The sequence below is a fragment of the Synechococcus sp. N26 genome, assembly GCF_900473975.1.
Lineage (GTDB): Bacteria > Cyanobacteriota > Cyanobacteriia > PCC-6307 > Cyanobiaceae > Parasynechococcus.
This window is the reverse complement of sequence record NZ_UCNM01000006.1, coordinates 136,848-149,556: the sequence shown is the minus strand read 5'-3', so window position 1 is coordinate 149,556 and position 12,709 is coordinate 136,848. Positions and strand designations below refer to the sequence as shown.

Genomic DNA, 12,709 nt, shown 5'->3' with positions numbered 1-12,709 from the left:
CGATCGTACGAGTCCTGGCTCAGCTCGAGCTGGTTCAGCTGGGGCTGTTTCAGCTAGAGGGCGGCTGCTCGATCTGCGCCTTCATCCGCTCCAGGGTGGAGTTCATCTGCTCAAACATCTGCTCGGGGGTGATGCCGAACTGGCTGAGCTGGGTGCGCAGCTGCTCCACCGTGAGCTTGGCCTGGAAATCCTCCGAGAGTTCAAAGCGCTTCATGAAAACCCGGTAGCGGCCCATCAGCTCTTCCATCGTCTCGATGAACTTCTTCTTGCCCTCCCGGTCGAACTTGCCGTACTCACTGCCCAGCTGCATCAGCTGCTGGTAATCGCTGAACAGACGCTTGGCTTCGTCCTGAACGATGTCGGAATCGAAGAAGGCCATCGTCGGCGTTGCGCACTGCTTCGGCAAAGTCTGCCAAGGATTCGCCAGGGGCAACGGGGGGGGATCGCCGCACCTTTGACGGCCGTTCACGCAAAGGTTTTGTACGGTCTTGCTGATCCGCACCACCCTTCGGGAGCATCCGAATTCATGGTGAGTTTCGGGCCGCCTTCAGGATGTGGACTTCACTGCTCAGCTCGGCGCGATGCGTGAGCTTCCCCAGCGCCACCGGCACCTGATGGAGGGGCGCCGCATCGTGGTGGCCTCAGCCGATCGCGTCTTGATCAGCGGCCTGTTGCACAGCCTTGATGGCATTGGCTCCCTGGTGGGAGCAGCCAGCACCGAAGCGGAAGCCCTCGCCTGCCTTCGCAACACAGCCGCTGATCTACTGATCTGCAGCGACCAGCTCGAGCGCGGCACCGGCCCCACCCTGGTGGCAGCCGCCAAGGCACAGCAGCCCTCCCTGCGCTGCCTGATGTTGATTCAGCGTCCGTTGCTCAGCACGATTCACGCCGCGGCCAAGGCGCAATGCGAAGGGCTCTGCAGCCATGAACGCATCGGCAACGGCGGTCTGCTCAGCGTTCTGCGCGCCATGGAAAGCGATGGCAGCCACATGGATCCGGTGATTGCCGGCGTGGCCAACCACGACCGCGGCGCCAGAGGCGTCGTCCATCCCCTCAGCGACGTGCTGAGCCTGCGGGAGGAAGACGTACTGCGCGGGCTCTGCAAGGGCCTCAGCAATCAGGAAATTGCCGATCAGCTGCACCTCTCGATCGAAACCACCAAGCACTGCGTCACCGGACTGCTGCGCAAACTCGATGCCAAAAGCCGCACCCAGGCGGTGCTGATCGCCTTTCAGCGCAACCTGGTGGATCCACCGCTGCCGATTCCCCGCTGGAACCCCTCGACCTGAAAGAACCAGCTCGGTGCCAGAACAACCAGATGCGCCAATTGCGCTGACGCAGCCCCTGCACCCTCGTTAAGGTCAACCCATCTCTGCTGAGCAGCATGCCCCGCAGCCACTGGTTGGATCCCCTGGCCAGGCAGGTACTGCAGGCCACCGGACAGCTGCCAGCACCAACCCGGCCGGCCCCAGCGCAACCTTTACCAACCGTGCCCGAGCCGCCGGCTTGGGTGATGGATGTGAACCGGGCCAGCCGCGATCAGTGGCTGCAACTGCCCGGCTGCAGCCAGGACACAGCCGATCTGCTGGTGCGGCTGCAGCGGGGTGGGGTGCAATTCGCCAGTGCCGATGATCTGTTCCGGCTGCTGGAGCTGCCGAGTGATCTGGTCAGGCTCTGGACCCCCCATCTGCTCTTCCAGTGGCACGGCGATGCCCCACCGCAGCCCCAGGCCGCTCCCCTCGACCTCAACAACGCCAGCGTCGATCAGCTGGCGCTGCTGGGCTGGTCCGAACAACGGCTGGCCAACCTGATGCGCGAACGCCGCCGCGCCGGTTTCAAGGATCTGGCCGATCTGCAGGAGCGGCTCTCCCTGCCCGCCAGCAGCGTGGAAGCCCTGATCGGCCGGGTGAGTTTCGGCAGCCGCCCCGCCGGGCCCAGCCTGCCGCTGCCCTGATGCAGGGAGATCTGTTCTCCACCGGTGCGCTGGCCTTCAACAACAGGCCCGACCTGCCCCTGCAACTGGAACAGCTGCTCGCCTGGCAAGCGCGGCTTCATGCCCATCAGGCGCCGCTGTTCCGCGGCGAAAGCGCCAGCACGGCCCAGGGGGATCTGTTCGGTGCCAGCCCCGATGACGCTGCGGCAACCATCGATCCACTGGCCCTGACCCCCCTGGCGATGAGTTTCTGGCGCTGGCCGGAACCGTCCCACCGCGGAGCAGCGATTTATCTGGTGATGGACAGGCCAGCCCAGCTGGAGCAGCCGATTCTGCTTTATGTGGGCGAAACCCTGGCGGCCGAGCGCCGCTGGAAAGGTGATCACGACTGCAAGGCCTACCTCGCCGCCTACGGCGAAGCCCTACAGCGCTGTGAGCTGAGCGCCCAGCTGAGCATCCGCTTCAGCTGCGATGTGCCCCGGGCCACCCGCGCCCGGCGGGCCCTGGAACAACAGCTGATCCAACGCTGGTGGCCGCCGTTCAACAAGGAAACCCGCCAGCGCTGGGCCACCCCCTTCACCGCAGAGCTCTGAGGGCCGAGGGCGTCGCACAGGATCGCTACGCTCATCTTTTGTTGACGCGTCCACCCATGCGCTTCTCCCTGTCCTCCGCCGGTTTGCAGGAGTGGAACGGCGATGTGCTGGCGGTGGGGCTGCCCCAGGGCGATGTCGATGCCACGCCAACGGCCCTTGAACAACGCTTTGCCGGCATTACCGAGGCCCTCAAGCAGCAGGAGTTCAAAGGCAAGCCCGGGGATCAACTGGTGATCACGCCCCTGGGCGGGGGCCCGCAGCGCCTGGTGGTGCTGGGCCTGGGCGAGAGCGATGGGATCGACGCCGAGCGCCTGCGCGGCGCCGCCGCCCGGGCCGCCAAGGCCGCCATCGGTTGTGAAGGCAGCCTCGGCCTGCACCTGCCCTGGGCGGGAACCGATGCCACAGAAGCCGCCCGCATCTGTGCTGAAGCGGTGCGGCTCTGCCTCTACAAAGACCAGCGCTTCCGCAAGGAGCCGGACCCACGCCGGATCCCCGAGGCCCTGGAGCTGATCGACCTCGACCCCGCCGCCGAAAGCGGCTTTGCGGCCGTCAATGCCACCTGCGCCGGTGTGGAACTGGCCCGGGAGCTGGTGGCGGCCCCTCCGAACGTGGTCACCCCAGCAGCCCTCGCCGACACGGCCGCTGGCATCGCCAAGGACCACGGCCTTGAACTCAAGGTTCTCGAGCGCAGCGACTGCGAAGCCAAGGGCATGGGGGCCTTCCTGGCGGTGAGCCAGGGCTCCGACCTGCCCCCCAAGTTCATCCACCTGATCTATCGCCCTGAGGGCGAGGTAAAACGCCGCGTTGCCCTGGTGGGCAAAGGCCTCACCTTCGATTCCGGCGGTTACAACCTCAAGGTGGGGGCCGCCCAGATCGACATGATGAAGTTCGACATGGGCGGCAGTGCCGCTGTGATCGGTGCCATGCGCAGCATCGCCGAACTCAAGCCGGCCGGCGTTGAGGTGCACATGGTGGTGGCCTCCTGCGAAAACATGGTGAACGGCTCCGCCGTCCACCCCGGCGACATCGTCACGGCCGCCAACGGCATGACGATTGAGATCAACAACACCGACGCCGAAGGCCGCCTCACCCTGGCCGATGCCCTGCTCTACGCCTGTGAGCAGAAGCCCGATGCCGTGGTGGATCTGGCCACCCTCACCGGAGCCTGCGTGATTGCTCTGGGGGATGAGGTGGCCGGGCTCTGGTCCAACAATGACGATCTGGCGGAGGCCCTCGATGCCGCCGCTGAGACGAGCGGTGAAGGGCTCTGGCGCATGCCACTGCGGCAGTCCTACAGGGATGGATTGAAGTCATTGCTGGCCGACATGAAGAACACCGGCCCGCGGCCCGGTGGTTCGATCACAGCGGCCCTGTTCCTCAAGGAGTTCGTGGCCAAAGACACCGCCTGGGCCCACATCGACATCGCCGGCCCGGTGTGGAGTGACAAGGGCAAAGGGGTCAATCCCGCTGGTGCCACCGGCTACGGCGTGCGCACCCTGGTGAACTGGGTGCTGGCCCAGTCATGAGCCGCTCCCCGGTGCGCTGGTACATCAAGGCCCAGCTGGGGGTGCTGCTGCTCCCGGTGGGCCTCTGCCTGTTCGGCGAGGCGGTGAGCCGCAAGGTGGTTCAGATGCTGGGCAAGGACGCAGGCCCCTGGTTCTGGTATGGAACCCTCAGCCTGATCTGCATCAACGCCGGCATCGGCCTGATGATCGATAGCGGGCTGACCAGAGGCTTTCCAGGGCGACGTCAGAGCTGATCAGGTCGCAGGGTCAGATCAAAACAGCCAATAAGGACGAAACAACCCGTCAGGAGGCAACAGCCTGCAATTCGAGTGTGCGGTCTGGGGTTTCCAATGCATGAATCTGCCACCGTGCTCGCTCGGAGCAGGTTTCCAACACCCGATCAAGATCATCCGATGCGTGCTTCGGCGACGCGTAGGGACCGATATGACGGGTGCCAAGACCATCCTTAATGGTCAGCAGATACATACAACCCTCCTCTCACCGCTTGATCGTAAGCATTTGCTGAAGCATCGTCGATGGCCGGAAACCCGTCTGTTCACTGAGAACTTGCTGAATCAATCAGGTTGCCGCGCTTAATCTTTTCAACAGGTTGGATGTTGATTTCTTAAGGAATTCGACCAAATTTGATCAAGTAACGGCCGGCGCAATCCCCTGGAGCGATACGGGGTATCGCTCCATTTCATCGGGCTCAGTTGGCTTCAGTGACAGCCGCTGGAGCAGCAGACCTGCCAGACATCTCACGCAGAGAGCCAGCAGCGCAGAGGGTTGAAAGCGCGATCGCAACCAGGGCGGCGCTGTTGATCAGCTTGAGCGCGACGGGCAGATGGGTGTTGACCATCTCGCGGACGTTTGCCATGAAAAAAGTTCATAGTGAACATGTTCATAGTGCGGCCCCTGTCAACGCAGCGAGGGCGCCCGGAGAGCCCGGCCTTTTTGTCGTAATGGCGACGAACAGCCACGGGAGCCCAGGCCATCCTGCGGGGCCTCTCTCGGTGAAGGGGCAACGCGTCGAGCGGGGGTGCTTAGGGAACACCCCCTCTTCTTTTGGGCATCAGGCCACAAGAACAAGGGCGACGTTGAGAATCGCCAACCCCACCAGGAACACCGCCGCCAGCAACGCGGCTTCAGGGAAGAACTTGGCGATCACAAAACCCACCCCAAGAAACACCGAGGAGATCACGATGGCGGTGAGATCCGATCCCATCGGCGAATGCTGACTGGCTCGCCCACAGGATGCCGGGATCTCCCTTGGACCGTGGCTTGCCTCCATCCGACTGCCCAACAAAAGCCCCTGCCCTTGAAAGGGGGCAGGGGCAGGAACCAACGGGTGCTTCGGGCTACTTGGTGTAGGTGACGCCCCGGTAGGTGAGGGTGCGGCGGCTTTCGCCAATAAGTTCCTGGCGGCAGGTGTTGTAGTGCTCGCGGCGGTAGGTCAATTCAACGCAGGCTTTGGGCGTGACTGGAGCTGCTGCGTAGGTGTGGCCTCGATAGAGAAGTGCAGTCATTGGATGTTCCTCGAAGAAATCCAAGTCCCCGTTCCATGGCTTGGAGCATCTGCGCCCCCTCAAGAGGGGGTGAACGTTTTGTAGCAACCGCTACAAACTATTTATAAGGCAGCCGCCGAGCCCGTGCCGTTCGCGCGAATACATATCGCCCCTTGACCAAGGCCCCACTCGATCAACAGCCCGAAGAGACAGGTGCACTGGCGGGCCATCCATCCATCGACCAGATCACATCCGAGACCGCGTCGGCATTGATCCATTTGATGACGCCCGTATCCACGTCAGCCACCTGAAACAGCGACGGAAGCCTGGGGTGGCGCGCACTTCCCTCGCAGAAGAGCACCTGTCCCATCCACCAATCCCCTTGATCGAGCTGGTCTCCAGCAACGATCACAAAGTGCCCTGGGCGGACGTGGAGAAAGAGAGCCTCCGCCTTCACCGCGAGATCACCGTGATCAACCGACATGAGCCACCCAAAAATCAGTACACCTGTACTAATAGCCATGGCGATACATGTTTGGCAAGCCGTCAATCGCGCTGGCGTTGAAGCGCAGACGTGTTGCCAGACACTGACGTAAGCACTTTTGCTCCCTGGACGTTGACCCGTGGGCGTCTAGGTTTCGACAGTCTTCAGACCCGTAGGCCCCCTTTCGATCGCACAAGGCCCTGAGCCTGCCGCCGTCGAGAACGCCAATCGATGACTGACCGCACTCTCAGCATTTCCGATGCCCTGCGCGAAGCGCAGCTGCAGCGCCTGGAAGCCTCCCTGGCCTGCAAGGCGGCATCCAAGCCTCAGGCCACGACACAGCCAGCAAAAGAGAAAGACAAGGACGCCAAAGCAAACGACTGATCGCAACAGTCCCCACGCATTCCTTGATCAGATCGGCATATTGAGGAGCATCCGGCAGTTGCCGGTGTCCTCAAGTGCTGTGCTGTGGAGTCGCTGCTCTCGATCCTGTTGGGCGTCGCCCTCGCGTGGGCGATCACGCGGGTGATCATCTGGCTGAGCGACCGTGCCCGCATCCGGGGGCGCTCTGCCGAGGAATGAGGCTGCAGCAGCCCTACTTCCCCCAGGCGTTACCGGAGCGAGCGTTGTTGCCCCAGACGCTGTCGAGTCTGCGGTCACGACCGCAGCTGAACCGGTAGAAGTTGTATTTGACGGAGTTGTTCTCCGCGTAGTTCTGGTGGTATCCCTCGGCGGGCCAGAAGCGAGTCGCCTGCCGGAGCTCCACCTTCAAAGCAGACCGGGGTTGTCCGAGCTCACGGGCCGCCGCCGCCGCACTGGCTTCGGCCGCCTGAGCCTGGGCCTCATCAGCCGTGAAGATCACCGGCCGGTAGGAATCGCCGCGGTCGCAGAACTGGCCGCCGCCATCGAGGGGATCCACATTGCGCCAGTAGCTGCGCAGCAGCTCCGCGTAGCTGATCTGATCCGGATCAAAGCGCACCTGCACCGCTTCCTGATGCCCCGTCGTCTCACTGCTCACCTGCCGGTAGGTGGGGCGCTCCAGCTGCCCGCCGCTGTAGCCGCTCACGGCATCACGCACCCCGGGAAGATGTTCCAGGTCGTGCTCCATGCACCAGAAACAGCCACCGGCAAAGACTGCCGTCTGCAGCTCAGCCATGGCGCGCTGGGGCCAGCTGAGCAGCATCAGGCAGGTGAACAACAACAGCAGGGTTCGTTTCATCCGATCACCTGATCAAAGATGGCCTTGGCCGCCCGCTCGGTGACCCCAGGAGCACCCAGGGTGGTCCGAAGCCGTGCGTACCCCTCCAGCATGGCCTGGCGCTCTGGGGTGTCAGTCAGCAGAGGAAGCGCCCTCTCCACCAAAGCTTCGGCCGTAAGTTCGTCCTGCAGCAGTTCCGGCACCAACCGCTGCTTGAGCAACAGATTCACCGGTGAGATGTGATCCACCTGGAAGCGCAGAACGTGGCGGGCAACCCAGGCCGTCAGTCGGCTCACGCGGTACCCCACCACCTGGGGAACCCCCTGCAGGGCCAGCTCCAGGTTCACCGTGCCGGATTTGCCCAAGGCAAGATCCGCCGCCGCACAGAAGGTGGTCTTCAACTCATCCGCTTTAGCAGCGGGAATCAACCGGGCGTGGCGCACACCGGCATCCTGCAGCGCTGCCGCCAGGGGAGCTTCGAACTGCGCAAGCCCAGCGGGCAGCAGCACCTGAAGATCAGGATGGCTTTGCTGCAACAGGGCCGCCGCCTGGGCCAACGATGGCATCAAATAGCGCAACTCTTGGGTCCGCGAAGCCGGTAGCAACAACAGCACTGGGGAGTCAGGGTCCAGACCCATTTGGCGGCGGGCGCTGGCGCGATCGGGCAGGTTCTGAAAGTTGTCCAGCAACGGATGGCCCACCCAGCTCACATCCGCACCGCGGGCGCCGTAGAACTCGGCCTCAGCAGGGAAAACCGCCAGTACCTTGTCGGTGAATTCAATCAACCGAGTGCTGCTGCCATCGCCAAAGCGCCAGGCCCATTCCTGGGGGGCGATGTAATAGGTGATCGGCAGCTCGGGTTGCTGGCGCCGCAGCCGCGTGCCCAAGCGCACATTGGCTCCGACATAGTCGATCAGCACCACCCCATCAAGGGGCCGGTCCTCCAACAGCGCATCCACCCGGGCCTGTTGCCGCAGCGTGGGAAGAATCAAGGGAAGGGCCTCCCACAGGCCGATCGCCCCCATCGGCGCGGTGTCGGCGATCAACATGGCACCCGCTGCCTCCATGCGCGGACCACCCAGAGCCAGCACCTCCAGCTCAAGTCCCCGTCGTTCCGCCTCCAACCACAAGGCGCGAATCAACAGGCTGCCCTGCAGATCACCGGAGACCTCCCCGGTGCTGATCAGCAGCCGAACCATCAGCGGCCCTGCACCGGCATCGGCCCCCGTCGACCCTGACCCGTGGAGGCTTCCAGGAACCGGCAGAAGTGCTCAGCCGCCGGCAGCAAGGGCTGGCTTCTGGCCTGCTGAAGCGCATCGGCAATCACAAGGTCAGAGCGATACATCAGGGTCCAGATCTCCTGAAGCTGCTTGAGTTCAGCGCCGTCATGGTTGGCAGCTAGGCCACGGCGCCGAAGGCCCACACGGTTTAAACCCCGCACGCGGCCCGGATGGCCTTCGACCAGGCAATAGGGGGGAACATCTCGGTCGACGCGGGTCATCCCGCCCACCATCGCCATCCCACCGATGTGAACAAACTGGTGAATGCCCAGACAGCCACCGATTACTGCACGGTCTTCGATCACCACGTGGCCCGCCACCTGAATGGCGTTGGACATCACGATGTTGTTGCCAAGATCGCAGTTGTGGCCGAGATGGCAATAAGCCATCAGCAGGTTGCCGTTGCCGATGCGGGTCACCTCACCCTCTTCGGTAGCGCGGTTGATCGTCACGCATTCCCGCAGGGTGTTTCCATCACCGATCAACACTTCGGTATTGGCTCCGCGGTACTTGAGATCCTGCGGCGGAAGCCCAAGGCAGGCACCCGGGTAGACCTTGTTGTCACGGCCCAGGGTCAGCCGGCCATCCAAGACGGCATGGGGACCGATCCAGGTGTTCTCACCGATCACCACCTCAGGGCCGACCACCGCACCCGGGCCGATGACCACGCCGGAGGCCAGCTCAGACTTCGGGTCCACCACCGCCGTGGGATGGATCTGCTGTGACGCCGTGTGCTGCAACATCCCTCTCAGTCCACGAGGGAGAACATCAATTCCCCAGAGCAGGCCAGATCGCCATCCACCGTGGCCTCCGCCTTCACCTTGCCGAAACGGTTGCGCTTGAGGCTGAGCAGTTCACAGCGGATCACCAGCTGATCTCCAGGAACCACGGGGCGCCGGAAGCGTACCCCGTCAATACCGGCAAAAACGAACAGTCCCTTCGGCAGATCGGGCATCTGGGTCACGATCAGACCACCCACCTGCGCCATCGCCTCGACAATCAGCACCCCTGGCATCAGGGGACGCTCAGGGAAATGCCCCTGAAACTGGGGCTCGTTCATCGTCACGTTCTTGATCGCCGTGGCGGAAACCCCGGGCTCATGGGCGATGACCCGATCTACCAGCGCGAAGGGATAACGGTGCGGGAGCAAACCGGCGATCTGCTCGCTGGTGAGCACGACTTTTGGGGTGGTGGATTCAGTCACAAAGCGGCTGCGAGATCGGTGTGAAGACCATGGGATCCCTTGTACACAAGAACCTGTGCCTGGGGAAAACCGACGAGGGCCAAGTCGCCGATTAGGTCCAAGAGCTTATGGCGCACTGGTTCATCCTCGAACCGCAGCGGTGGATTCATCCACTGATCACCGTCACAGACCAGGGCATTGTCCAGAGCTCCACCCTGGATCAATCCCGCAGCGCGCAGCTGCTCCACCTGCTCCCTAAACCCAAAGGTGCGTGCAGGAGCGATCTCATCGACGAAGCGTTGGGGCGTGAGCTCCAAGGCGAATTGCTGTCGCCCGATGGCCGCCTGCGGGAAATCGATGATGCCAACAACACCAAAGCAATCGGACGGAGTGGCGGTGATCACACTGTTGCCGCGGGTGCGCAGCAGTGGTTGCTTCAGACGCGGTGCAGCCGGCCGCGGGGTGGCCGCCGGCACCAACCCAGCGGTGGCAATGGCCTCCACCCAACCAAGCGCTGAGCCATCCAGAAGGGGTACTTCATGGCCGTTGAGGCCAATCTCCACATGGCTGAGCCCACAACCGGCCAAAGCGGCCAGCAGATGTTCGACGGTGGCCACCTTGCTGGATCCCAAATCCAAGGTTGTGCACAACTGGCTGTCGCGCACCTGATCCGGCCGCAGCAGGATCGGCTGCTCCATCCCCGGCAAACGCATGTGGAAGCCCGGCTGATCCGTCGGCCGAAGCTCCACCGTGGCCTCAGCTCCACTGTGGAGGCCAATACCAGAGCGTGATGTTTGCTCCGCCAGTGTCCAACCAGCGGAGTAGTCCTTGGGCCAGCTGGTCACTAGAACTTCCAGCCCACGCCCAGATTGAAGCGATAGTCGGATAAAAAGTCTTTGGTGGCCACCTCCAAGCGGATTGGGCCGACTGGGGTGGTCACGATCACTCCAGTACCAACAGAGACACCAGAACCGTCCTTATCTAGAAGCAGACCGGGTTTGCCAGGCACATCCTCCTGAGTGCCGAAATCAGTACCAGCATCCATGAACAATTCACCAGAGAAAATACTGATCAAGGGGAAGCGGTACTCGATCGTCAATTCACTGAAGGCCTTGGAAACAGCTAGATCGCAGTCGTACCAACCACGAATCGAGTTGGAGCCACCCATGCAGAACGCCTCGTAAGGGGGTGCTTCACCCATGAGGAGGCCACCCTTAACCTGAAAACCAATGGCCTGCGGGCAATCCGCCTGCTCACCGGGCTTGGGTCGACAGCTCTTATGGAGCTTGAGCCAGTCCACTGGGAAGAACTGCGTGTAGCTGGCCCGCAACCGGTTGAAGGTGGGAGAGTCGTTATTGATTCCCACGAATTGCTCAGTTCCGGCTGAGAAAAACCGCCCGACGGTGGGATTGCGAGGATTGTTGAGCGTGTTGTAGGTAGTAGCAAAACGAGCCCCAATGAGGGTGTTGCTATCTGCGCAGTTATACGAAACGCAAATAATTTCATCTTTGCCGACCTCACCATTCCCTTCACTCCGCTTTTTGGAGGAGACGGCGTAAGGCCTTGAATCACCTGCAAAATTAATTGGCCGCACTTCAGCAAAAGACATGCCGGCCACAACATTCCATTTGGCATCTTTGTACGGATCACCACCGTTCAAAGGCCGGGCGAAGGAGAAGCTGCCGCCAGTCTTGCGCAGGACCACTGTGTCGCCCTCGTAGTCGAACCAACTGCGATTCGGATAAGCGGCTTGCGCCAAATTCACATCATCAGGAGCTGCAACACCTCCCGTAAAATTATAAATATTGCCTATTTCATAAGCTGAATTAGAGCCGTTATTGGCATATTCCTTTGCCGCACGGATGTTGCCATTATCTTCGCTCTGGAAGACCTGAGGCACCTGCTGACTCAAGAAGACAGACGTGCGGAAGCTCGTGCGGTGCTTATCGCCGTAGATCCAGGGGTCCGAGAAGTTGAGGTTGGCGAGTCCGCCGTATTGCCCGTAGGTGATGTTGGTGCCCAAATTCCAAGCTCTGCCAAGGAAATTGGTTTCCTGCAACTGCACCTGCCCAAACACACCCTGGCCTTGGCTGTAGCCAAGACCACCGGAGAGCTGTCCGGTGGACTGCTCAACGATGCCAAGAACAATCACAACATCTCCAGGCTGCGCGGGCACTGGCCGCAACGTCACCTTGACATCACTGAAAAGCTGGGTTCCGTACAACCGTTTGATGTCTCGCTCCAGCTGGTTGCGATTGAAGGGATCACCAGGCTGAATAGAAACCTCTCGGTTGATCACCCACTCCCTGGTTTTGCCGCGGATGGGATTGCCGTTCTCATCGGTGTCATCACCATCTTGGGTGAGGAATTTGACATCGACTCCAGCAACACTCCCCTGGAGCAGCCTCAACGTAACCACACCTTCAGGGCTGACCCGTTGCGGACCGGACACCCGCGCCAGGGAATAGCCCTGACCGGCCACTGAAGCCTGCAGGGTCTTCATCCGCTGCTGCAGATCGTTGAGATTGAGCGTACGGCCGTAATCGGAGGCAAACGTCTGCTCAATCAGCTCATCCGAGAGGAGATTCTCCTCGTCACCGTTGATCTCCACAGCACTCAGCGGAGGAAAGGGCTGCACCTGAACAACCACTTGAACCCCGAGCGGTCCGTTCTGCGGAACGATCCGCACATCCGAGAACCAACCTGTGGCTTGAATGCCATTCAGATCGTTCTGCAGCTCCTTACGGGTCACACGCATCCCAGGACGCACCTGCATGGCGTCGTAGGTGGAGATCTGAAGACGTTCCTCTTCCGGGTGACCCTCGATGCCCTCAATCAGCACCTCGGAGATCAGCACCCGGGGCTCTTCCACCAGGGTGTCTTCACCCTCAGCAGCTTGATTTCCAGGTATGGCCACCTGAGCCATCACAGGTGGAGCGACCAAGGGGATCCCCAGCATCAGACCCAAAACCGTGGCACGAACAGCAACCGCGGAGCGGCGGGACGAACGGCGGATCATCAAGACGCA

The 12,709-nt window shown here is 61.9% G+C and carries 18 protein-coding genes; 6 read left to right on the top strand and 12 right to left on the bottom strand.

Features of this window, described 5'->3' with window-relative positions; genetic code table 11:
* Positions 1 to 49: 49 nt before the first annotated feature.
* Positions 50 to 379: a DUF1825 family protein gene (locus DXY33_RS04070; RefSeq protein ID WP_115131845.1), complete on the bottom strand. Its 330-nt coding sequence runs from the start codon at positions 377 to 379 to the stop codon at positions 50 to 52.
* A 202-nt stretch (positions 380 to 581) separates the two neighbouring features.
* Here DXY33_RS04070 and DXY33_RS04065 point away from each other — a divergent pair, with 202 nt between their 5' ends.
* The 5 genes from DXY33_RS04065 (at position 582) to DXY33_RS04045 (ending at position 4,285) form a co-directional block, all read left to right on the top strand.
* The gene (locus DXY33_RS04065) at positions 582 to 1,289 is read left to right on the top strand and encodes a response regulator transcription factor (RefSeq protein ID WP_115131916.1); all 708 of its coding nucleotides are present in this window, start codon (positions 582 to 584) and stop codon (positions 1,287 to 1,289) included.
* 95 nt (positions 1,290 to 1,384) lie between these two features.
* The gene (locus DXY33_RS04060; RefSeq protein WP_115131844.1) at positions 1,385 to 1,954 is read left to right on the top strand and encodes a hypothetical protein; all 570 of its coding nucleotides are present in this window, start codon (positions 1,385 to 1,387) and stop codon (positions 1,952 to 1,954) included.
* Entirely contained in the window at positions 1,954 to 2,526 is a 573-nt protein-coding gene (locus DXY33_RS04055; protein ID WP_115131843.1) for a GIY-YIG nuclease family protein, read from the top strand. The genes DXY33_RS04060 and DXY33_RS04055 overlap by 1 nt, the downstream gene beginning before the upstream one ends.
* 56 nt (positions 2,527 to 2,582) lie before the next feature.
* Entirely contained in the window at positions 2,583 to 4,052 is a 1,470-nt protein-coding gene (locus DXY33_RS04050; RefSeq protein WP_115131842.1) for a leucyl aminopeptidase, read from the top strand.
* Positions 4,049 to 4,285, top strand: a complete 237-nt coding sequence (locus DXY33_RS04045) for a hypothetical protein (RefSeq protein WP_011365057.1) — start codon at positions 4,049 to 4,051, stop codon at positions 4,283 to 4,285. Before DXY33_RS04050 ends, DXY33_RS04045 begins: the two co-directional genes overlap by 4 nt.
* Before the next feature lie 49 nt (positions 4,286 to 4,334).
* On the opposite strand, the gene DXY33_RS04040 is transcribed toward DXY33_RS04045, so the two are convergent.
* The 5 genes from DXY33_RS04040 to DXY33_RS04030 all read right to left on the bottom strand — a co-directional run bounded on the left by DXY33_RS04040 (position 4,335) and on the right by DXY33_RS04030 (position 6,020).
* On the bottom strand, positions 4,335 to 4,517 hold the full coding sequence (locus tag DXY33_RS04040; RefSeq protein WP_114989454.1) for a hypothetical protein: 183 nt from the start codon (positions 4,515 to 4,517) through the stop codon (positions 4,335 to 4,337).
* Between the two features lie 223 nt (positions 4,518 to 4,740).
* Complete coding sequence (locus tag DXY33_RS12215) at positions 4,741 to 4,908, bottom strand: hypothetical protein (RefSeq protein WP_170950489.1); 168 nt, start codon at positions 4,906 to 4,908, stop codon at positions 4,741 to 4,743.
* A gap of 195 nt (positions 4,909 to 5,103) precedes the next feature.
* Positions 5,104 to 5,256: a hypothetical protein gene (locus DXY33_RS12210; protein ID WP_170950490.1), complete on the bottom strand. Its 153-nt coding sequence runs from the start codon at positions 5,254 to 5,256 to the stop codon at positions 5,104 to 5,106.
* A gap of 133 nt (positions 5,257 to 5,389) precedes the next feature.
* Entirely contained in the window at positions 5,390 to 5,557 is a 168-nt protein-coding gene (locus DXY33_RS04035; RefSeq protein WP_244275849.1) for a DUF4278 domain-containing protein, read from the bottom strand.
* Positions 5,558 to 5,729: 172 nt separating this feature from the next.
* Entirely contained in the window at positions 5,730 to 6,020 is a 291-nt protein-coding gene (locus tag DXY33_RS04030) for a DUF3104 domain-containing protein (RefSeq protein WP_115131840.1), read from the bottom strand.
* Positions 6,021 to 6,251: 231 nt separating this feature from the next.
* On the opposite strand from DXY33_RS04030, the gene DXY33_RS12205 reads away from it, so the two are divergent.
* Positions 6,252 to 6,404, top strand: a complete 153-nt coding sequence (locus DXY33_RS12205) for a hypothetical protein (protein ID WP_170950935.1) — start codon at positions 6,252 to 6,254, stop codon at positions 6,402 to 6,404.
* A 211-nt stretch (positions 6,405 to 6,615) separates the two neighbouring features.
* Here DXY33_RS12205 and msrA read toward each other — a convergent pair whose 3' ends face one another.
* The 6 genes from msrA to DXY33_RS04000 are packed head-to-tail and all read right to left on the bottom strand — an operon-like array spanning position 6,616 to position 12,700.
* Positions 6,616 to 7,239, bottom strand: a complete 624-nt coding sequence (gene msrA, locus DXY33_RS04025; protein WP_115131839.1) for a peptide-methionine (S)-S-oxide reductase MsrA — start codon at positions 7,237 to 7,239, stop codon at positions 6,616 to 6,618.
* A complete protein-coding gene (gene lpxB, locus DXY33_RS04020; RefSeq protein ID WP_115131838.1) occupies positions 7,236 to 8,417 on the bottom strand; it encodes a lipid-A-disaccharide synthase in 1,182 nt (393 codons plus the stop codon). The genes msrA and lpxB overlap by 4 nt, the downstream gene beginning before the upstream one ends.
* Positions 8,417 to 9,241, bottom strand: coding sequence for an acyl-ACP--UDP-N-acetylglucosamine O-acyltransferase (gene lpxA / locus DXY33_RS04015; protein WP_115131837.1), 825 nt, complete (start codon positions 9,239 to 9,241; stop codon positions 8,417 to 8,419). The genes lpxB and lpxA overlap by 1 nt, the downstream gene beginning before the upstream one ends.
* A 5-nt stretch (positions 9,242 to 9,246) precedes the next feature.
* On the bottom strand, positions 9,247 to 9,702 hold the full coding sequence (gene fabZ / locus DXY33_RS04010) for a 3-hydroxyacyl-ACP dehydratase FabZ (protein WP_115131836.1): 456 nt from the start codon (positions 9,700 to 9,702) through the stop codon (positions 9,247 to 9,249).
* Positions 9,699 to 10,526, bottom strand: a complete 828-nt coding sequence (gene lpxC / locus DXY33_RS04005; RefSeq protein WP_115131835.1) for a UDP-3-O-acyl-N-acetylglucosamine deacetylase — start codon at positions 10,524 to 10,526, stop codon at positions 9,699 to 9,701. The genes fabZ and lpxC overlap by 4 nt, the downstream gene beginning before the upstream one ends.
* Positions 10,526 to 12,700, bottom strand: a complete 2,175-nt coding sequence (locus DXY33_RS04000; RefSeq protein WP_115131834.1) for an outer membrane protein assembly factor — start codon at positions 12,698 to 12,700, stop codon at positions 10,526 to 10,528. The genes lpxC and DXY33_RS04000 overlap by 1 nt, the downstream gene beginning before the upstream one ends.
* Between the last annotated feature and the right edge of the window lie 9 nt (positions 12,701 to 12,709).